At 69.1% G+C, this 17,392-nt stretch carries 25 protein-coding genes; all 25 read left to right on the top strand.

Going from position 1 to position 17,392, the window contains the following annotated elements; genetic code table 11:
- The 25 genes from IF89_RS0111055 to IF89_RS0110935 all read left to right on the top strand — a co-directional run bounded on the left by IF89_RS0111055 (position 1) and on the right by IF89_RS0110935 (position 17,342).
- The gene (locus IF89_RS0111055) at positions 1-1,989 is read left to right on the top strand and encodes a sporulation protein SsgA (RefSeq protein ID WP_030764798.1); all 1,989 of its coding nucleotides are present in this window, start codon (positions 1-3) and stop codon (positions 1,987-1,989) included.
- Positions 1,990-2,233: 244 nt separating this feature from the next.
- Complete coding sequence (locus IF89_RS0111050; protein WP_030764795.1) at positions 2,234-2,692, top strand: hypothetical protein; 459 nt, start codon at positions 2,234-2,236, stop codon at positions 2,690-2,692.
- A 42-nt stretch (positions 2,693-2,734) separates the two neighbouring features.
- Complete coding sequence (locus IF89_RS37885; protein WP_051806962.1) at positions 2,735-3,010, top strand: hypothetical protein; 276 nt, start codon at positions 2,735-2,737, stop codon at positions 3,008-3,010.
- 371 nt (positions 3,011-3,381) lie between these two features.
- Positions 3,382-3,627 (top strand): hypothetical protein, encoded by a 246-nt coding sequence (locus tag IF89_RS41965; protein ID WP_078628222.1) that lies wholly within the window; start codon positions 3,382-3,384, stop codon positions 3,625-3,627.
- Between the two features lie 9 nt (positions 3,628-3,636).
- Positions 3,637-4,026, top strand: a complete 390-nt coding sequence (locus IF89_RS0111035) for a hypothetical protein (protein ID WP_030764787.1) — start codon at positions 3,637-3,639, stop codon at positions 4,024-4,026.
- Between the two features lie 9 nt (positions 4,027-4,035).
- On the top strand, positions 4,036-5,061 hold the full coding sequence (locus IF89_RS0111030; RefSeq protein WP_030764785.1) for a hypothetical protein: 1,026 nt from the start codon (positions 4,036-4,038) through the stop codon (positions 5,059-5,061).
- A complete protein-coding gene (locus IF89_RS0111025) occupies positions 5,055-5,354 on the top strand; it encodes a hypothetical protein (protein WP_030764783.1) in 300 nt (99 codons plus the stop codon). The genes IF89_RS0111030 and IF89_RS0111025 overlap by 7 nt, the downstream gene beginning before the upstream one ends.
- Before the next feature lie 217 nt (positions 5,355-5,571).
- Positions 5,572-5,925 (top strand): hypothetical protein, encoded by a 354-nt coding sequence (locus IF89_RS40720; protein WP_158717841.1) that lies wholly within the window; start codon positions 5,572-5,574, stop codon positions 5,923-5,925.
- Positions 5,926-5,929: 4 nt separating this feature from the next.
- Positions 5,930-6,223, top strand: a complete 294-nt coding sequence (locus IF89_RS0111015; RefSeq protein ID WP_324605321.1) for an HNH endonuclease — start codon at positions 5,930-5,932, stop codon at positions 6,221-6,223.
- Positions 6,224-6,225: 2 nt separating this feature from the next.
- On the top strand, positions 6,226-6,459 hold the full coding sequence (locus IF89_RS37875; protein ID WP_043193671.1) for a hypothetical protein: 234 nt from the start codon (positions 6,226-6,228) through the stop codon (positions 6,457-6,459).
- 144 nt (positions 6,460-6,603) lie between these two features.
- Positions 6,604-7,044: an AAA family ATPase gene (locus IF89_RS0111005; protein WP_030764768.1), complete on the top strand. Its 441-nt coding sequence runs from the start codon at positions 6,604-6,606 to the stop codon at positions 7,042-7,044.
- A 302-nt stretch (positions 7,045-7,346) separates the two neighbouring features.
- Positions 7,347-7,943, top strand: coding sequence for an HNH endonuclease (locus tag IF89_RS49615; protein ID WP_078628221.1), 597 nt, complete (start codon positions 7,347-7,349; stop codon positions 7,941-7,943).
- Between the two features lie 10 nt (positions 7,944-7,953).
- On the top strand, positions 7,954-8,208 hold the full coding sequence (locus tag IF89_RS0111000) for a hypothetical protein (protein ID WP_030764765.1): 255 nt from the start codon (positions 7,954-7,956) through the stop codon (positions 8,206-8,208).
- A complete protein-coding gene (locus tag IF89_RS0110995) occupies positions 8,168-9,700 on the top strand; it encodes a hypothetical protein (RefSeq protein ID WP_063831281.1) in 1,533 nt (510 codons plus the stop codon). Before IF89_RS0111000 ends, IF89_RS0110995 begins: the two co-directional genes overlap by 41 nt.
- A gap of 166 nt (positions 9,701-9,866) precedes the next feature.
- Positions 9,867-11,111, top strand: a complete 1,245-nt coding sequence (locus IF89_RS0110985; RefSeq protein WP_030764760.1) for a phage portal protein — start codon at positions 9,867-9,869, stop codon at positions 11,109-11,111.
- Positions 11,101-11,847 (top strand): HK97 family phage prohead protease, encoded by a 747-nt coding sequence (locus IF89_RS0110980; protein ID WP_030764757.1) that lies wholly within the window; start codon positions 11,101-11,103, stop codon positions 11,845-11,847. Before IF89_RS0110985 ends, IF89_RS0110980 begins: the two co-directional genes overlap by 11 nt.
- Before the next feature lie 65 nt (positions 11,848-11,912).
- Entirely contained in the window at positions 11,913-13,178 is a 1,266-nt protein-coding gene (locus IF89_RS0110975; protein ID WP_030764754.1) for a phage major capsid protein, read from the top strand.
- Positions 13,179-13,207: 29 nt separating this feature from the next.
- Positions 13,208-13,609, top strand: coding sequence for a hypothetical protein (locus IF89_RS0110970; protein WP_030764751.1), 402 nt, complete (start codon positions 13,208-13,210; stop codon positions 13,607-13,609).
- On the top strand, positions 13,609-13,827 hold the full coding sequence (locus IF89_RS0110965) for a hypothetical protein (protein WP_030764749.1): 219 nt from the start codon (positions 13,609-13,611) through the stop codon (positions 13,825-13,827). The genes IF89_RS0110970 and IF89_RS0110965 overlap by 1 nt, the downstream gene beginning before the upstream one ends.
- Positions 13,828-13,832: 5 nt before the next feature.
- Positions 13,833-14,669 (top strand): hypothetical protein, encoded by an 837-nt coding sequence (locus IF89_RS0110960; RefSeq protein WP_030764747.1) that lies wholly within the window; start codon positions 13,833-13,835, stop codon positions 14,667-14,669.
- On the top strand, positions 14,670-15,131 hold the full coding sequence (locus tag IF89_RS0110955) for a hypothetical protein (protein WP_030764744.1): 462 nt from the start codon (positions 14,670-14,672) through the stop codon (positions 15,129-15,131). It begins immediately after the preceding gene.
- A 62-nt stretch (positions 15,132-15,193) separates the two neighbouring features.
- Positions 15,194-15,403, top strand: coding sequence for a hypothetical protein (locus IF89_RS0110950; RefSeq protein WP_030764741.1), 210 nt, complete (start codon positions 15,194-15,196; stop codon positions 15,401-15,403).
- Positions 15,403-16,389, top strand: coding sequence for a phage tail tube protein (locus IF89_RS0110945; protein ID WP_030764738.1), 987 nt, complete (start codon positions 15,403-15,405; stop codon positions 16,387-16,389). Before IF89_RS0110950 ends, IF89_RS0110945 begins: the two co-directional genes overlap by 1 nt.
- A 2-nt stretch (positions 16,390-16,391) precedes the next feature.
- Complete coding sequence (locus IF89_RS0110940; protein ID WP_030764735.1) at positions 16,392-16,895, top strand: hypothetical protein; 504 nt, start codon at positions 16,392-16,394, stop codon at positions 16,893-16,895.
- Between the two features lie 12 nt (positions 16,896-16,907).
- Complete coding sequence (locus IF89_RS0110935; protein ID WP_030764732.1) at positions 16,908-17,342, top strand: hypothetical protein; 435 nt, start codon at positions 16,908-16,910, stop codon at positions 17,340-17,342.
- Positions 17,343-17,392 lie beyond the last annotated feature (50 nt).

Here is a 17,392-nt window from a genome sequence, read left to right as displayed (position 1 = left end):
ATGGCGAGCAGCGAACTGGCCCAGCGGCACGACGACCGACTGAACGGAGGCTCCTCCGCGGCCGGCCTGAAGGGCTGGCTGTGGCACCGGGCCAAGCCGTACAGCCCGCCATGGATCATCACCGGCTGCGTCGGAGCCGCCGGGGCAGGCGGGAACCTGATGTGGGCGGACTCCGCCCCCGCCGGCGTCGGCCTCACCCTGGTCTCCGTCGGCCTGACCGCCGCCGCCTGGTGGGCAGGCAAGTCCGCCGGGCCGCAGCGCCGCCTCCACACCGCCATCACCGTCGCAGCCGGCACGTCCTGGACGACCGCGGCAGCGCTCGCCGGCCCTCTTGCCGGGCCGCTGAACGACATGTACGTGATGGGCGGCGCCGGCCTTGCCCTGTCCTGGAACCTGCGGCAGATGATGCGCGGTGGAGACGACACCGGCTCGGACGCCGACAAGGGCCTGCTGGAGAAGGTCGGTCTGGCCCGCACCAAGCTTCGCGATGTCAGGGTCGAACCCAACCGGGTCACCGTTCCCTACGAGCTGCCCGCCGGTGAACTCACCAATGAGGACGTCGCCCGCTCCATCCCTCGCATCGCCTCCGCCCTCGACGTTCCCACCACCGCGATCCGTATCCAGCACGACCCCGACAGCGCACGCAAGGGCCAGATCGTCATCGTTCCTGAGGACATGCTGAAGACCCCGACCCGCTGGCCCGGCCCCTACGCTGCCGCCCAGTCCGTAGCCGTCCCCCTGCGGATCGGAGTGTACGACGACGGCAGCGCACTCCTCCTGCCGCTCCTCGAAGCAATCCACATCCTGATCATGGGGATGACCGGCTCCGGCAAAACCGAAGGCGCCCTCGACGTCATGTTCGAGCTCCTGACCCGCAAGGACGTAGCCGTCTGGCTCGCCGACGCCGCCAAGGCCGGGCAGGACTTCCTCCCGCTGGTCCCCGCGATGGACTGGGCGGCGCTCGACACCCCGTCTGCCGGCGCGATGGTCGCCGCCGTCCAGGCCGTCATCCCCGCCCGCACCGCATGGCTCCGCGACCACGGCTACCGGGCCTGGGAGCCGGCCGCAGCCGAGCCCCAGACCAGCAAGGCGCACTCCTGCCAGAAGGGCCGCACATGCGGCTGCCCCGGGATCCAGTACCTCGTCGCGTGGTTCGAAGAGGCAGCAAAGCTTCTCCGCGAACTCGGCGACGACACCTTCACCGGCATTGCCCAGGAAGCCCGCTCCGCCGGCGTCTCCCTCGTCGTCTCCATGCAGCGCGCCTCCGGCTACCAGCTCTCCACCGATACCCGGGCATCCCTTCCTGCCGCAGCCTGCTTCGGTGTCCGCGGTGACGACGCCTCCTTCGCTCTCCCCGAAGAAGTCCTCGACGCTGGGGCCAACCCGGCAGCCTGGGGCAACAAGCGCAAGGGGTACGTGTACCTCGTCAGCGCCGGTATCGACGAGGACATGTACGCCAATCCGGCCCGCACCTTCTGGACCGGCCCGTCCGGCGAGTACGAGAAGGCCGCCGCTTGGCTGGTCAACGAGTTCGCGGGGATCCGAGCCGCCATCGACACCGTCACCGCCACCGCCGCGGAAAAGGTGGCCGGTCAGCTGTACGCCAACCGCAAGGCCCGCGCCTTGGACCCGGGCCGCGCCCCGGCCGAACCCATCGAAATCGAGGACGACATGACCGACGCCGCCGAGCAGGAGCTGGCCGATCTGCAGCAGGAACTGCCGCCGGTCGAGGCTGTCGTGGATCTTCCGAAGGACAAGCCGAGCGCGGAGGCGGCCCGCGAGCTCCTCGACGAACTGATCGACACCCTGGCCTCCGTCGGCCCCGGCACCGTCGCCGTCAGGGACTTCGCCCCGTACTTCGAGCAGCTGCGGCGCGACCGCTCGTGGGTGTCGAAGGAGCTGAAGAAGATCGGCGAGAAGGGGGAGCGGCTTGCCCCGACCGGAGAGACCGGCGTCTACCGGGTCCTGCCGGTCCTGGCCGGAGTCTGATCCGGACGAGCTTCGAGGCCAGGTGTGCGGCGGGGGTGTGCCGAAGGTGTGCCGATCTACTCACACCCCCGTCTACCTGGGCAGACGCGCTGTGCGGGCGCGTGAGGTGTGCGGGTGTGCGGCCTGTGCACAAACCGCACATATATGGAGATAGCGGCCACGGAAGGCCGGTTCGGCCAGCGTCCGCACAGCGGCCCGCACACCCCCTCACAAACCACCCCAAACGTCTCTCAGGAGAACCGCCATGCCCGACTACACCCAGGCCGAACGCGCCGAGGCTGAACGACTCATCGCCGACGCCTTCAACACCCCCACTTCCTACCGGGACACCAGCCTCCTGCCCGCCGTCGGCCCCACCCCGCCCGTACCCCAGCCCGGTAGGCCCCCGATGAGCCAGAAGGCGACCGACACCAGCGCCCTCATGCTCGCCGGCAGCGTCGTCACCATGTCCGTCGGCGGCGCCACCTCGCTCGTCCTCATCGCCTCCGACTACGCCGACCCGGCCGTCATCGCCATGATCTGCGCTGCCCCCGCGGCCGTGGCCGTGCCGATCCTCGCCATCGCACGGATGCTCCGCGGCGCCAAGACGCTCGTGCCCGACTCCCACACCCACAACTACAACGGGCCTGTCAGTCAGGAACACCGGAACGTCACCACGCAGACCCGCGGCATCTGGGCCAGGACCACCAACAACGGCAACTGACAGACCCCACTGCCACACTCACCCCAACCCAAGGAGGAAGCCATGGGATACGCCCACTACACGATCAACCGCAACGGGCAGAAGATCGAAGCCGGATACGCCGTCGACGCCGTCTGCGAGCAGGACGGCTGCGACGAGAAGATCGACCGCGGCCTCGCCTACCTGTGCGGCCAGACGCCCGGCGGCGACGACCACGGATGCGGCGGCTACTTCTGCGGCGCCCACCACTACATGAGCGGCGACGAGTACGTCGGCGACCTCTGCGGCGAGTGCATCGCCACCTACAGGCGCGAACACCCCGCCAACGCGTCAGCCTGACCTACCGCTCGACCAGGCCCTCGCTGTCCGCGGGGGCCTTCGGCGTAGGCACCGCCCGCGCCAGCCACCCCGGACCCGCAGCCCGGATCGGGGCCGTCGTCGGCGTTGCACCCAACGCCGCACACAGCCGGTCCAACGCATGCCGGCATTCGGCCTCAGTCGACCCGCGGACCATGTAGGAGACGCCCATAACGGCATCATGCCGGGCAGCCAGGTCCCGCAGGGGCGGACGCCCGTGATTGTGGCTCGAACCGGCCTTCCTTGACGTCTTGATCTCGCGTATGTCACAGTGCGCTGAGGCGGAACACCTATGCCCGCCGCCGCTTCAGCCCCAGGCCTCGCCGGGGGCTTTTCGTATTCCCGGGGGTGGCATGGAACTGCATCAGCTGTACCCCAACGACCTCGTCTTCGAGAACGAAGCCACCGAGGCAACCGGGGTCCCCGGAACCGTCATCCGCCAGTGGGCGCGACGCGGGAAGATTCGGCGGTTCAAGGGACGGCCCAGCGAGTACGCGGGCAATGGACGCGAGTTCAAGACCATGTACGCGCTGCCTGAAGTCGCGGCACATGCAGCTACCTACCGGCCAATGCCCCAGCGCAACCCCAAAGCCGCCTGAAGGAGTGCCATGGCCAGCGCCCTCTATCCGTCCTTCAAGCAGCTACTCCTCGGCGGCGACATCGACCTTGCCGCCGACGACATCCGCGCGATCATCGTGGACACCGCCGACTACACGTACAGCAGTGGCCACGACTTCCTCGACGACGTTCCGGCCGGCGCCCGCGTCGCCGTCTCCTCCGCCCTCGGCTCCAAGACGATCACAAGCGGCGTGTTCGACGCCGCAGACGTCACCTTCACTGCCGTCACCGGGGACAGCGTCGAGGCCGTCGTGCTCTACAAGCACACCGGCGTGGACGCGACGAGCAGCCTGATCGCTTACATAGACGGCGTGGGCGTCACCCCCAACGGCGGCAACATCGTGGCCTCCTGGAACGCCTCCGGCATCTTCGCTCTGTGAGGTAGCGCCATGGCCGTAGGGCAGCTCACCCACCTCGCCGACACCGTCACCCTCTCCACCGGCTCCTCTGCGGCCGCCACCATCCCCAACGACGGCTCAGTCGTCGTCGGCGACCTGCTCCTCGCCGCATGCGTAATGCCCAGCGGGTCCCGCACCTTCGCCATCTCGGGTGGCGCCGGTGCCTGGACGAGCCTGGGCACCGCGATGCAGTCCGGGCACATGTCCCAGCTGTGGTGGCGCATCGCCGAGGCCGGCGACCTCGGCGCGGTCATCACCGTCACCCCGAGCACTGGCAGCATCCGCCAGGTGCTCCTCCTCGGCCGGGTACGCGGCGCCCTGGCCGCGAGCCCGATCACCTCGGCCACCAACACGTCGGCCGCGGCCCTCACGAAGACCACACCGTCCCTGGGCTCGGTTGGCGCAGCGAGCCGGGAGATCGGCGTCGTCTGGGACTCCCGGGGCGCTGCCACACCGCAGACCGCGGCCTGGACCGCGCCCGCGGGCCACACGAGGCGCGGGCAGGCCTTCACCACCTCGGGCAGCGGCGCCAGCTCGGGCGCCTGGGGCGACTCGGACGCCACGGTGTCCGGGACGATCGGCTCCCGCGTCTGGACGGCCGACCAGTCCGCCCTCGGCTCCGCCTGGACCCTGGCCATCGCCGCCGGCGAGCAGCCCCTCGCCCCGGCCCGCATCGAGTCCACCGCGGCCCAGTACGCGCCCGCGCTGGCCCCGGGGGCCGTCACGCTGGCACCGGCCCGCGTCGAGTCGACGTCCGCGCTGTACGGGCCCGCACTCGCCCCCGGTTCGGTCACGATCGATCCCGGCCGCCTCGACCCCGCCACGGCCCTGTACGTGCCAGCGCTCGCCCCTGGAACGGTGACGGTCGCCCTGGGCTCGATCGCGTCCACGGCCGTCCTCTACGCGCCCGACGTCGGCGGCTTCGATCCGGACGTCACGCTCACCCTCGGCGCCCCGTCCTCCGCGTGGGCGGTCGCAGCGCCGGCCAGCCGCTGGGAGGTCGGTCCACCGTGGTGATCCCCGCGACCAGCATCGAATACCTCAACGTGACCGTCGAGACCGCCCCGGCCGACGTCGACCTCACTGGCACGCCGCCCCAGTTCCAGTTCCTCCCGGACACCAACCGGTCGAACCCCGCGCTCGCCGACTGGCTCGACGGCGAATGGGACGGCGCGGACACCGCCCGCATCCTCATCGGACCCACCACGGACGCGCCCCTCACCCGTGGCGCCTGGCACGTCTGGGTCCGCATCGACCCGCCCAACGACGAGCACGTCGTCCGCCGGGCCGGAACCCTCACCGTCACCTAGGTCACGAATAGGCCATACCAGCCAGTCACCCGGCCGCTGCAGCGGATGATGCCCCTCCGCACGTAACGTCCCGGGGGGACAGATGAACAGAGCTCCGCTCGCGCGGATGGCCATACTCGGCTCCGCCATCACCCTGCTGGCAGGGTGCAGTTCCGCAGGCAGCGACTCGGCGAAGCCCGGTCCCACGGTCACCGTGACCGTTACCGCTACAGCCACCATGAGCGACCAGCAGATTCTGGACGCGGCCGAGAAGGTGCTGGCGTCCGTCGGCGCCGACGTCTCGAAGGGCGTAGAGCCCAGCGTGACGCTCCCCGCCGTTCCCGGCCCCAAGACGGTCGTAGGTCCCGGTACCTACCTCGTCGGGGAGGACATGAAGCCGGGCACGTACAAGACGGCTGGACCCTCCAGCTCCTCGATTCCCAACTGCTACTGGGCCCGGAACAAGGACGACTCCGGCGAGTTCGGATCGATCATTTCGAACGGCACCCCCCAAGGTCAGAGCCGCATCACGGTCAAGAAGGGCGAGGTCTTCGAGACCAGCGGCTGCGAGATGTGGGAGATCGTCAGCTGAGGAGGTGGCGCCCGTGGCCGGCAACCCCCGCAACGGGCGCCCCTACCGCACGCTGTGTGACCAGCAGCGGCGCCTTCACCTTCCGTGCTGGCTGTGCGGTCACGACATCCGGTACGACATCACCGGGCCCGAGGCAGGCAGGCACCCCGATGCGTTCACACTGGACCACCTGCTGCCCCTCAGCCGCGGCGGAGACCTCCTCGACCCGGCCAACGCCCGCAGCGCGCACCGGCGGTGCAACAGCGCACGCGGTAACCGGACCAGCGTCCGCGTCCAGGGCGCATCCCGGAGGTGGTGACCGTGAAGCGCTCCGACCTCACCACCGCCACAGTCCTCGCCGCTGTACGCGACCATGCCACCTACGCCTTCGAGCGCCTGGCCTCGCAGTACCCGCCGAAGGTTGTGCAGGCCGCCTTCGACCGCGACGGGCGCAAGGGCCTCCTAGAGTGCGGCGTCAGCCTGCAGCGCCCCTGGCTCAGCCCAGCAGGGCGCTGGTACCTGCAAGTCGACCGGTCACCGTGCGACAGGAGCTGACGGGATGCCCGACATAAAACTCCAAGACGGCGAGTACGTCCTCACCCAGAGCCACGTTGCCCGCCTTGGCCAGCCCTTGCTGCCTCTGCCCGACCGCTGCTGCGGCTGCATCGGTACTCACTGCTGCATTCACGGCGAGGCCCCGTGCTCTACGTAGTCACCGGCCCCCCAGCTGCAGGCAAGAGCAGCTGGATCCGGGCCCACGCCAAAGCCCGCGACGTCGTCATCGACCTCGACCTCATGGCGCTCGCCATGGCCGGCCCCGGCGCCGACCACCACAAGCACGACCCCACCCTCCTGCGCATCGTGCACCGCGCCCGGCAAGCAGCCATCCACGAGGCAGAGCGGCACCTCGCCAACACCGACGTCTACTTGATCCACACCATGCCCCAACCCAAAGCGCTCGCCCGATACAAGCGGCTCGGCGCACGCATCATCACCGTCGACCCAGGCGAGGACATCGTCCGGCGCCGGGTCAGGGACATGAGGCAGACGGAGATGGAGGCGGTGGTCACTGCCTGGTACCGAGGGCGTAGGCGGGCCACCCCACACTCCGTCACACCGCAAGCGTCACGATCTTGGTGAACGAACGAAGCGAACGCTGATCAAGCGAACGTGGCTTCACGGAGTGACGACTCCCCATGCCCAGGGGGGAGATTGGGTCAGAACTTCAGCGGACCCTCGGGCGACCCAAACGCCCTTGTCGCTCTGTTTTGCGCGTGGACGATTTTAAAGACGCCGCTATTCACCGGCAATCCTCAACTCGGTAAATAGCGACTCTAAGTAACCGTGACGCTGAGTCACACGCAGGCGCCCGCCGTTGATCGCGGTGGGAAGGAAGGCCCGAGTCTCCCGGCTCGGGCCTTCCGCGTTTCCGGGAGATCGCAATGAGTCAGAGCAAGCCCGATACCCCATGCAGCCGTTGCGGCACGCTGCTCTTCACCAGCCGCCTGTCCCTGCCAGCTGACCGGCGTAAGTGCCTTCGGTGCAGGCGCGAGGAACCCGCTGTTCCCAAGCCGCGCGCACCGCGGCGCCTCAGCCTCCCCCCACGGATGTGTGAACGGTGCAGTGGCGTCTACTCGCCGTGCCGCAGGGGGCAGCGCTGGTGTTCGCCGCGCTGCAAGGACGGCAGTCGCGTCACCAGGTCTGGGGGAGCTGCCCGGCTCTCCCCTGAGGCGCAGGAGCGGAGGCGCCTCTACTGGCAGGAGAAGGGCCGCCGCCGACGGGCGGTCAAACGGGGTAGCACGTCGGAGCCGTACACGTTGGCGGAGATAGCCGAGCGTGACAGCGAGCGCTGCGGCCTGTGCGGGTCGGCGGTGCCGATGGACGTTCGCGTGCCTAACCCGCTGGCCCCGACGATCGACCACGTCATCCCGATCTCGCGAGGCGGTGGGGATACGCGGACGAACGTGCAGCTCGCCCACTTCCGCTGCAACAGCGTCAAGGGTGCTCGCGAGATCGACCGCATAGTTCCCGCAGGTTGAGGGGGTAGTCGTGGCTGGTGCCGAGGACGCGACCCGCCTGGAGATCGATGACCTCGGAGTCGAGCAAGTCGCTCCGGGCATGACGGCAATTGCCCTGTCGCTGGCGGCGGCTCTCGATGCAACCGACGCTCCCACCTCGGCCGCAGTCGTTGCCCGCGAGCTGCGCGCCACCCTCCTCGAGCTCCGGAAGGTCGCGCCGGTCGCGACGGAAGGGGACGCGCTCGATGACCTCGCTGCTCGACGCGCCGCTCGCCGTGGCGCCTAGCCACGTGACTCTCGGTGTCCAGACCCCCCGGGTCGTCACCGCTCCTCCCTACGTCTCCACCTCGGGACAGGAAGCCGTCGAGCTGGCAGCGGTCGCCGGCCTCCAGCTCGACCCCTGGCAGCAGCACGTGCTGCATGTCGGTCTGGGCGAGACTGCCGACGGCAGCTGGTCCGCCTTCGAGACCTGCGTGAACGTGCCGCGCCAGAACGGCAAGGGCGCGATCATCGAAGCGCGTCAGCTCGCCGGGCTCTTCCTGTTGGGCGAGCGGCTGATCCTGCATTCGGCACACGAGTTCAAGACCTCCATCGAGGCCTTCCGTCGCATCGAGTCCCTCATCATGAACTGCGACCAGCTGCGCAAGCGCGTCTCGAGGGTGCGGCGGACGACGGGCGAGGAAGCGATCGAGCTGACCACCGGGCAGCGCCTGCGGTTCCTGGCTCGCAGCGGCGGCTCCGGCCGCGGGTTCACCGGCAACTGCAACATCCTCGACGAGGCGATGATCCTGGGCGATGACGCCATGGGCGCACTGATGCCCACCATGGCGGCGGTGCAGAATCCGCAGATCTGGTACTTCGGGTCGGCGGGCATCGGATCTCCCTCGGTGCATCTGGCCCGGCTGCGCAGGCGGGCCCTGCAGGCGATGGAAGCGGGCGTGCCGGACCCGTCGCTGGCGTACCTGGAGTGGTCCATCAACCCGCACGTCAAGGAGTGCAGGCCGGACTGTGCGGACCATGACGACCCGCTGGCTGCCTTGTCTGCCGCCAAAGCCAATCCGGCTCTTGGGCACCGGCTCACACTGGAGCACACGGAGCGCGAGCGGTTGTCGATGGGTGAGGCTGTCTTCGCCCGAGAGAGGCTGGGTGTGGGCGACTACCCGTCTGACATGGCAGATACCTGGTCAGTCATCGGGGAAGATGCCTGGCGGGCGCTGGGTGACGGTACATCCAGGATGGCGGACCCGGTGGCGTTCTCCCTGGATACGACCCCTGAGCGGACGCATTCGGCTATCTGTGCGGCCGGGGCGAACGGTGACGCCATACATGTGGAGGTCATCGACCACCGGCCCGGCACAGGGTGGGCGCCCGAGCGGCTGGCCGAGCTCGTGGCGAAGTGGAAGCCGTGCGCGGTCGTAATTGACGAGGGCGGCCCGGCCGGCTCCCTCGTTCCCGCGGTGAAGAAGGCTTTGAAGGACGCGGGGCTGGCCGACCAGGAGATCGACGATCTGCTGGTGATCCCGAAGACCCGCCAGGTCGCTGCTGCTGCGGGCCAGTTCTATGACGGCGTCGCCGAGCAGAAGATCGTGCACCTGGATCAGGCACCTTTGGCGACCGCGCTTGCCGGTGCCGACAAGCGACCCATCGGTGACGGCTGGGGGTGGGCTCGCCGCGGCGTGAGTGTCGACATCAGCCCGTTGGTGGGCGTCACGCTGGCGGCGTGGGGGCATGCCGAGCGGGCGCACGTCGAGCCGGAGGGGGCGCCGAACCTGTGGTGAAGACCGTGGCCCTGCTGGCCTTCGAGAGCCTGTGCCTGCTGTGTGCGCTGTTCGGGGTGTGGCTCATCTATCCGCCGGCCTCGTTCATCGTGGGCGGCTTGATCGGGGCGGCGGGCGCTGAGCACGCCTCATCCCGCCGTAGGCCGACGAAGAGGGGGGCTGGCTGATGAGCCTGTTCGGTCTCTTCGAGCGGCGGTCGGTGGAGAACCCGGCGGTGCCGCTCACGTCCACGTCTCTGCTGAACCTGGTGGGTGGGGAGCCGGTCGAGGCCGGTGTGTCGGTGTCGGAGACCAGTGCACTGCACATGCCTGCCGTGTGGCGGGCTGTGGCGGTCATCGCCAACGTCTCCGCAGCGCTGCCTCTGCACTGCTACACGGTGGGCACGAAGGACAGGGCGACCGTCGACCTGCTGGACGACCCGCACCCTGAGCTCACGCGGTTCGAGCTGTGGCGCCTGGCCTACGTGCACCGCGTGCTGTGGGGGAACGCCTACTTGCAGAAGATCCGCAACGGAGCTGGAGTGGTCGTGCAGTTGTGGCCGATCCGTCCGGACCGCGTCAAGGTTGCCCGAGAGCGACCCTCGGCTGACAACCCCAGTGGCAAGATTTTCTGGGTCGAGGACGACAACGGGCAGCGAGTGCCACGGACCACGCGGGACATCCTGCACCTCCCGGGCCTGGGCTACGACGGCTTGACTGGGGTGTCCCCCATCCGTGCCGCAGCCCAGGGCATCGGACTGGGGCTGGCCGCGGAGAAGTCGGCAGCCAAGCTGTACGGCTCGGGCAACATGATCAGCGGCGTGCTGCAAACCGAGCAGCGGCTCAACAGCGATCAGGCCGCGGCGCTCAAGGCGAACTGGAAAGCGAAGCTGTCCGGGCACCAGGCGGCTCACGACATCGCGGTCCTCGACTCCGGCGCGTCCTTCCACCCGGTGACGATGCCGTACCGAGACTCGCAGTTCCTGGAGTCACGGCAGTTCCAGGTGACGGAGGTCGCCCGCATGATGGGCGTCCCGCCCTTCCTGCTGATGTCGACGGAAAAGTCGACCAGTTGGGGCACTGGGCTGGAGCAGCAAGCGCAAGGCTTTGTGACTTGGGACCTCGGCCCCACGTGGCTGACGCCGACTGAGCAGCGCATCACCAAGGAGCTGCTCCCCGCCAGCCAGTACGCCAGGTACGCGCTTCAGGGGCTGCTCCGTGGTGACACCCAGTCTCGGGCGACGTTCTACCGGGCGATGCGCGATGTCGGCGCATTCTCCGCCAACGACATCCGCGCCCTGGAAGACCTGCCTCCCATCGAGGGCGATGAGGGCGACACCTACCTGCAGCCCACGTACATGGCGCCGCTTGGCTCCGATCCGCTTGATACCGACGGCACGACCACTACGGAGGGCGAGGACGATGAGGACTGAGGAGCGACGAGACCTCACCCTGGCCACGGCCGGGCTGCAGGTACGGGCCGACGAGGAGAGCGGGGCCGCTACCGGCTTTGTCGGTCACGCGGCGGTGTTCAGCTCGCGTACTGCGATCGGCAACCCGCTGACCTGGGGGTTTTACGAGGAGATCGCGCCCGGCGCGTTCACCAAAACGATCAGCGAGGGCGACGCGCGGATGCTGGTCGACCACGACACCCGCATGGTCGTCTCCCGCGTTTCGGCCGGCTCGCTGCGCCTGGCACAGGATGCGATCGGCCTAGCAGTGGAAGCAGACCTCGACAGCGACCTGTCCTACGTCCGCGACCTGGTCGTGAACCTCAGGAATCGCAACATCACCGGGATGAGCTTCGGCTTCCGGGTCGTCAAGGACGACTGGGAGCCCGTCGAGATCGAGACCGTCGACGGGGCCAAGGCCGAGGCCGAGCTGCGGATCATCCGCGAGGTGCAGCTGTACGAGGTCTCCGCGGTGACGTTCCCTGCCTATGAGGACACCGACGCCGGGCTGCGCTCCGTCGGTGTCGCCCTCGCCGCGCGCGGTGACGCCGCGGCCTTCGACCGCCGGGCCGCCTACAGGCCCGAGCTTCTGAGCTTCCGTCGCGAGCCGGCAGAGACCACTCGCGACAGTGACGAGACCCAGCCGGGAGAGACCACTGGGGTACGTCAGGCGCTGCGCATGGAGGCGCTCGCCGCCCGCTACCGCTTGGCGCGGTAGCCGCAACCACCCTCACCCCCAGCCCTTGGCCATCCCGGCCCGGGGCTCTCAGTGCTGGAGGCACAATGCCCAACCGACTGCAGGCCCTGCTCGACAAGCGGGCCACCGCCTGGAGCGCCGCTCAGGAATTCCAGGCCCGCGGCGATGACGCGCCGCTGTCCGCCGAGGACCGGAGCGCCTGGGACGCGGCCCTCGCCGAGGTCGAGCGCCTCGGCCAGGAGATCGAGACCGAGGAGCGGCACGCCCGCCTGTCGGCCGTCGACTATTCGCAGATCGTCACCGAGGGCGCCGACACCGAGGCGGCCGAGGAGGACCGTGCCCGTCACGGCGGGGAGGAGGGCGTGGCCGCCTACGCCAACGCCTGGCGTAGCTGGCTGCGCGACGGATCCCAGGATCTGACCTCGGCGGAACGCGGTGTACTGCGCACCGGCTGGGTCGACGGCAAGGAGCTCCGCGCGCAGGGCGTGGCCACGGGCGCGGCGGGTGGTTACGTCGTCCCGGCCGACTTCCGCAACAAGATGATCGAGACGATGAAGTTCTACGGCGCGATGCGCCAGGTCTCTGAGGTCATCACCACCGAGTCCGGCGTCACCCTGCCGTGGCCGACGAACGACGACACCGGCAACGTGGGTGCCATCCTGTCGGAGAATACCCAGGTCACCGAGCAGGACGTCACTCTCGGCCAGCAGGACATCGGCGCATACATGTACACGTCGAAGCTCGTGCGCGTGTCCCTGCAACTCCTGCAGGACTCCGTGCTGGACTTCGAGACGTGGCTGGCCCGCAAGCTGGGGGAGCGCATCGGCCGCATCCAGAACACGCATTTCACCACCGGCACGGGCACCGCCCAGCCGGAAGGCGTGCAGACCAACGCCACGATCGGCAAGACGGGCGCCTCGGGCCAGACCACGTCGGTCACCTACGACGACCTGGTCGACCTGATCCACTCCGTGGACCCGGCCTACCGCAACTCGGGCCGCGTGCAGTTCATGCTCGCCGACTCCACCCTGGGCGCGGTCCGCAAGCTGAAGGACTCCCAGAACCGTCCGCTGTGGGAGCCGTCCATCCAGGCCGGCGCACCCGACCGGATCCTGGGCTACAGCTACACCGTCAACCAGGACATGCCGGCCATGGCGGCCAGCGCCAAGTCCATCCTCTTCGGTGACTTCTTCGCCGGCTACCTCATCCGCGACGTCAGCAGCATCCAGACCCTGCGTCTGGCGGAGCGGTACGCCGACTACCTGCAGGTCGGGTTCCTGGCGTTCTCTCGCGCGGACGGCACCCCGCAGGACACGGCCGCCGTCCGCGCCTACCGCAACGCCGCCAGCTGATCCGCCACCCCCAGAACAGGAGATCACTCATGGCGACCAGCCAGAGGAAGGACAGCATCCCTGAGTCCGCGACCGGGGTGCTGCAGGAAAAGCCGACCGCGAAGGCCGCCGAGACGGGCGACCACGACCGCATCGTCATGGCGTCCCGCAAGGCCGACGGCTCGATGGACCAGACCGACCCGGAGTTCATCGGCGACAAGGATGTCGCGCTCGCCGCGGCCAAGGAGCAGCTCGCGCAGCAGGCCGCCTCGGCCGTCGACACCGCGGCGCGCGGCGCAGTGCACACCCCGGACGCCGGCGAAGCCGGTTCCTCCACACCGGACCCTGACGTGCAGTCCCTCAAGGACGCCCAGGACGAAGCGGTGAAGGCCGCCGAAGCCAAGGCCGAGCGCGAGGTCAACCAGCTCCACAAGGGAGCGGGAGACCGCTGATGGCACGGATCCGCATGCTGACCAGCGTCAGCGGCCGCGGGTTCGTCTGGGATGCCGGGCAGGAGATCGACCTGCCCGGCGCCGAGGCCGCGGTCTGGGCCGACGGGGTACGCGCCGAGCTGGTCCGTGACACCCCTATCGAGACTCCCGAGGCTACGACCGCACGCCCCGAGCGGACGGCTCGACGGCCACGCACCACCAATCGCAGCAAGGGGTGAGCAGGGTGCCGTTCGATCTCGGTGACACCGTCCGTCTGGAAGCCACATGCCGCGATGCGGCCGGCACCCTCACCACCGCGTCCTCCGCAGTCCTGACCCTCACTCTCCCCGACGGCACTACCGCCACCCCAGCGGTCGGTGCACCGGCCTCGGCCGGCGAGTACCGCGTCGACTACGTCACGACCCAGGCCGGCCGCCACGCCGTGCGCTGGACTTTCACAAGTCCAGCCTCCGCGTACACCGACGTCTTCGACGTTCGCGAGGCCGCACCATCCCTGATCCTCAGCCTTGCCGACGCGAAGCGGCACCTGCGCTATGCCCCTGACGACACCTCTGATGACGACCAGATTCGGGAGTGGCTTGAGACCATTACCATCGGCGTCGAGCACTTCGCGGGTGTTTGCTGCCGGCGAGTGGTCACCGAGCAGCACGTCATCCCTAGCGTCGGGTCGGCAACGCTGGCGCTCCGCCGGACCCCCGTCCTGTCAGTGACCTCCATCTCGGCCGTGCTCACCGGCGGCCAGTCCTACCTGCCGGCAGACCTCGACGTCGACGGTCCGACCGGCATCATCAGCCGACTGGACGGGGCAAGGCTGTACGGTCCACTTCGGGTGACCTACGTCGCGGGCCGCGCGGTGATACCTGCCAACCTGTCGTCCGCGGCTCGCATCATCCTGCAGCACCTGTGGCGCACCCAGTACGGGGCGTCCCGTGGCCTGTCGAGTATCGGCGGCGGAGATGACTACTCGGTCACCGAGCCGATGCCCGGCTTCGGGTACGCGATCCCCAACAGGGCCATGCAGCTCTTGGAGCCGGACCGCCTGCCGCCGGGGGTGGCCTAGATGCTCACCTCCCGCGTCCCCGCCGCAGTCGACGCTCTGCTTGAGCTCTTGCAGATGGCCAACGGCCTGACCGGTGTCCGCGTGCTGGACGGGCCTCCAACAACCAACCTCGCCAATGACTGGCTGTCCGTCGGCTGGCAGCCGGATGGCGACAACGCGGTCAGCTTGCGCCAGGACTTTGCCGGGGCGGGCGCCCGCCAGCGTGACGAGGAATTCAGCATCCACTGCTACGCCGAGTCCCGCGCTGGCGGCACCGACATGGCCGGCCGCCGCCGCCGCGTCTTCGAGATTGTCGGCGAGGTCGAAACAATCCTGCGGGCCAGCAACGACCGGCCCGAGGCACCGACCCTGAACGGCGCCGTGCTCTGGGCACACCTCACTACCGGCGACCTCGTGCAGGTCCAGGCCGAGGGCTCCCTGGCCGGTCTCGACTTCACGGTCGGCTGCCGCGCCCGCATCTGACCCACCCCTGTAAGGAGCCCGCGCCCGCGGGCCCGCCGCCATGCCCCGAAGGAGACACGCCCATGGCGAAGGTCCGATGGCTCGGCCCCGTGCCGGTTGAGGTGCCCGAGCTCGCAGGCCGCGTCGTGCAGCCCGACGAGGTCGTCGAGGTGCCGGATGCCCGATACGACGCCTACGTCTGCCAGACCGTGAACTGGGAGCCCGTCGAGGAGCCCAAGGAACCCGCCGCGCCGAGGAAGGCCGCGGCCAAGCCCCAAAGGAGTGACGACTGATGGCGATCGGATCCGGCCTCGGTGGCCAGCTCGGCATCGCCGCCGAAGTCACCTACGGCACCTTCGTGGCACCCACCCGTTTCCTGGAGTTCACCAAGGAATCGCTGGTCCTGAAGAAGACCACGGAGCAGTCGGCCGGCGTCGCCGGAGGCCGCTTGCTGGCGCTGTCCGACCGGCGTGTCCTGACGCAGCAAGAGGTCACGGGCAGCGTCGACTGCGAGGTCACCAACACCGGCATGGGCCTGTTCCTGCAGTCCCTCATGGGGACCACCGTCACCCCGGTTCAGCAGGGCGCCACGGCCGCCTACCTGCAGACCCACCCCCTGGCCGACAACTTCGGCAAGAACCTCACGATCCAAAAGGGCGTGCCGCTCACCACCGGCACGGTCACGGACAAGACCTTCCTGGGCTGCAAGATCACCAGCGCGGAGTTCTCGTGCGAGTCCGGCGGCATGCTGACCTCGTCCTGGGAGATCAACGGCCGGACCTGCGACGAGGGCCAGACCCTGGCTGCGGCCACCTACCCGAACCGGAAGCCGTTCCACTTCGCCCAGCTGACCGTCAAGACCGGGACGTTCGCCTCGGAGACCGCGCACGACGGGGTCCGCAAGGTGTCCGTGAAGATCGAGCGGCCCATGGCGACCGACCGGTACTACGCCGGCCAGCTGGGACTGAAGAAGGAGCCCATCTCCAACGACCTGGTGAAGATCACCGGCACGATCGAGATGGACTACGTCTCGACGACGCTGGACGACCTGCACACCTCCGACGCGGCGACGTCGCTGGTCCTGGAATGGGTCGGCCCGCTGATCGCGTCGACGTACTACGAAACGTTCCGGATCACCCTGCCCGCCATCAAGATCGACGAGGCGCCGCCGCAGATCGACGGGTTCGAGGTCGTCAAGCCCAGCTACCAGTTCACGGCGCTGTACGACGGCACCAACCAGCCGGTGATCCACTACATCTCCGTCGACACCGCGGTGTAGCCGTGACTCGGGACATCCGCATCCTCAACACGGGCGCCCTGCTGGAACTCTCCCGCCGACTGCGGTCAGTGAACGAGGAGACGGTCAGGTCCTCGATGCACCGCAGGATCCGGCGCGCGGCCGAGCCGCTGCGCGCCGACCTGCAGCGCACCGTCCGGAACCTGCCGATCCAGAGCCAGGGCGCGCGCGGCCGCGGCGGACCGTCCCCGACAACGCGGCCGCTGCGCGCCACCATCGCCGCAGCCATCCGCCTGTCGGTCCGGACCACCGGCAACCCCGGGGCCCGGGTCTGGATCGACCGCGCCGCTCTCCCCCCTGACCTGCGCAACATGCCCACCGTCATGAACTCCGGCCGGATCCGGCACCCGGTGTATGGCAACCGCCGCCGCTGGACGACGCAGACCACCACGCCCCTGTGGTGGGAAACCACCATCCGCCGCCACCGGCCCCGCATGGAGCGCGAGGTCGAGCGGGTCCTCGACGACATACGCCGACGCCTCGGCTGAACGGAGCAGCGCATGATCATCCTGTACCGGCCCGCAGACGGCGGCGAGGAACAGCACTTCGACATGCGGCGGGTCCGCACCTCCGAGGCAGCGGTCGTCCAGAAGGCCACCGACATGAAGTGGGGAGAGATCAAGGTCGGCGTCCGCGAGGACGACCCCACCTCCCTGCGGGGGATCGTCTGGATTTTGAAGAAGCGGGAACAGCCGAACCTGCGATGGAGCGACTTCGACCCGGAGAACGACGAGCTCACCTCGCGGTTCGACACCCGTGAGGTCGCCCTCTACGTGGCCGAAATCCTGTCCCTGCCCGAGGAGAAGCGGGCCAGCGCCGCCGACGAGCTGAAGGCCTGGGCCCTCAACCCGGCCGACGTAGATGCCGCGCTGGCCGAGGCGGCGGCACCCCCAAAAGAGGCAACGACGATGGAGACATCGAAGGCCGACGACTGACCTACCTGGGCCTGTTCGCTCACCTCCTGCACCAGGGCCCGAGGGACGTC

The sequence above is a fragment of the Streptomyces sp. NRRL F-2664 genome, from assembly GCF_000719345.1.
Taxonomy (GTDB): domain Bacteria; phylum Actinomycetota; class Actinomycetes; order Streptomycetales; family Streptomycetaceae; genus Streptomyces.
The sequence above is the reverse complement of the archived record's forward strand: the minus strand, read 5'-3'. Positions and strand labels throughout refer to the sequence as shown.

Excerpts from the sequence above, each read along its gene's own strand:
- IF89_RS0110935 (WP_030764732.1), top strand. The coding sequence starts at position 16,908 with ATGATCATCCTGTACCGGCCCGCAGACGGCGGCGAGGAACAGCACTTC.
- IF89_RS0110945 (WP_030764738.1), top strand. The coding sequence starts at position 15,403 with ATGGCGATCGGATCCGGCCTCGGTGGCCAGCTCGGCATCGCCGCCGAA.
- IF89_RS0111050 (WP_030764795.1), top strand. The coding sequence starts at position 2,234 with ATGCCCGACTACACCCAGGCCGAACGCGCCGAGGCTGAACGACTCATC.
- IF89_RS0111030 (WP_030764785.1), top strand. The coding sequence starts at position 4,036 with ATGGCCGTAGGGCAGCTCACCCACCTCGCCGACACCGTCACCCTCTCC.
- IF89_RS0111035 (WP_030764787.1), top strand. The coding sequence starts at position 3,637 with ATGGCCAGCGCCCTCTATCCGTCCTTCAAGCAGCTACTCCTCGGCGGC.
- IF89_RS0110965 (WP_030764749.1), top strand. The coding sequence starts at position 13,609 with ATGGCACGGATCCGCATGCTGACCAGCGTCAGCGGCCGCGGGTTCGTC.
- IF89_RS0110995 (WP_063831281.1), top strand. The coding sequence starts at position 8,168 with ATGACCTCGCTGCTCGACGCGCCGCTCGCCGTGGCGCCTAGCCACGTG.
- IF89_RS0110970 (WP_030764751.1), top strand. The coding sequence starts at position 13,208 with ATGGCGACCAGCCAGAGGAAGGACAGCATCCCTGAGTCCGCGACCGGG.
- IF89_RS0111055 (WP_030764798.1), top strand. The coding sequence starts at position 1 with ATGGCGAGCAGCGAACTGGCCCAGCGGCACGACGACCGACTGAACGGA.
- IF89_RS40720 (WP_158717841.1), top strand. The coding sequence starts at position 5,572 with ATGAGCGACCAGCAGATTCTGGACGCGGCCGAGAAGGTGCTGGCGTCC.
- IF89_RS49615 (WP_078628221.1), top strand. The coding sequence starts at position 7,347 with ATGAGTCAGAGCAAGCCCGATACCCCATGCAGCCGTTGCGGCACGCTG.
- IF89_RS0110975 (WP_030764754.1), top strand. The coding sequence starts at position 11,913 with ATGCCCAACCGACTGCAGGCCCTGCTCGACAAGCGGGCCACCGCCTGG.
- IF89_RS0110950 (WP_030764741.1), top strand. The coding sequence starts at position 15,194 with ATGGCGAAGGTCCGATGGCTCGGCCCCGTGCCGGTTGAGGTGCCCGAG.
- IF89_RS41965 (WP_078628222.1), top strand. The coding sequence starts at position 3,382 with ATGGAACTGCATCAGCTGTACCCCAACGACCTCGTCTTCGAGAACGAA.
- IF89_RS0110980 (WP_030764757.1), top strand. The coding sequence starts at position 11,101 with ATGAGGACTGAGGAGCGACGAGACCTCACCCTGGCCACGGCCGGGCTG.
- IF89_RS0110955 (WP_030764744.1), top strand. The coding sequence starts at position 14,670 with ATGCTCACCTCCCGCGTCCCCGCCGCAGTCGACGCTCTGCTTGAGCTC.
- IF89_RS0110985 (WP_030764760.1), top strand. The coding sequence starts at position 9,867 with ATGAGCCTGTTCGGTCTCTTCGAGCGGCGGTCGGTGGAGAACCCGGCG.
- IF89_RS37885 (WP_051806962.1), top strand. The coding sequence starts at position 2,735 with ATGGGATACGCCCACTACACGATCAACCGCAACGGGCAGAAGATCGAA.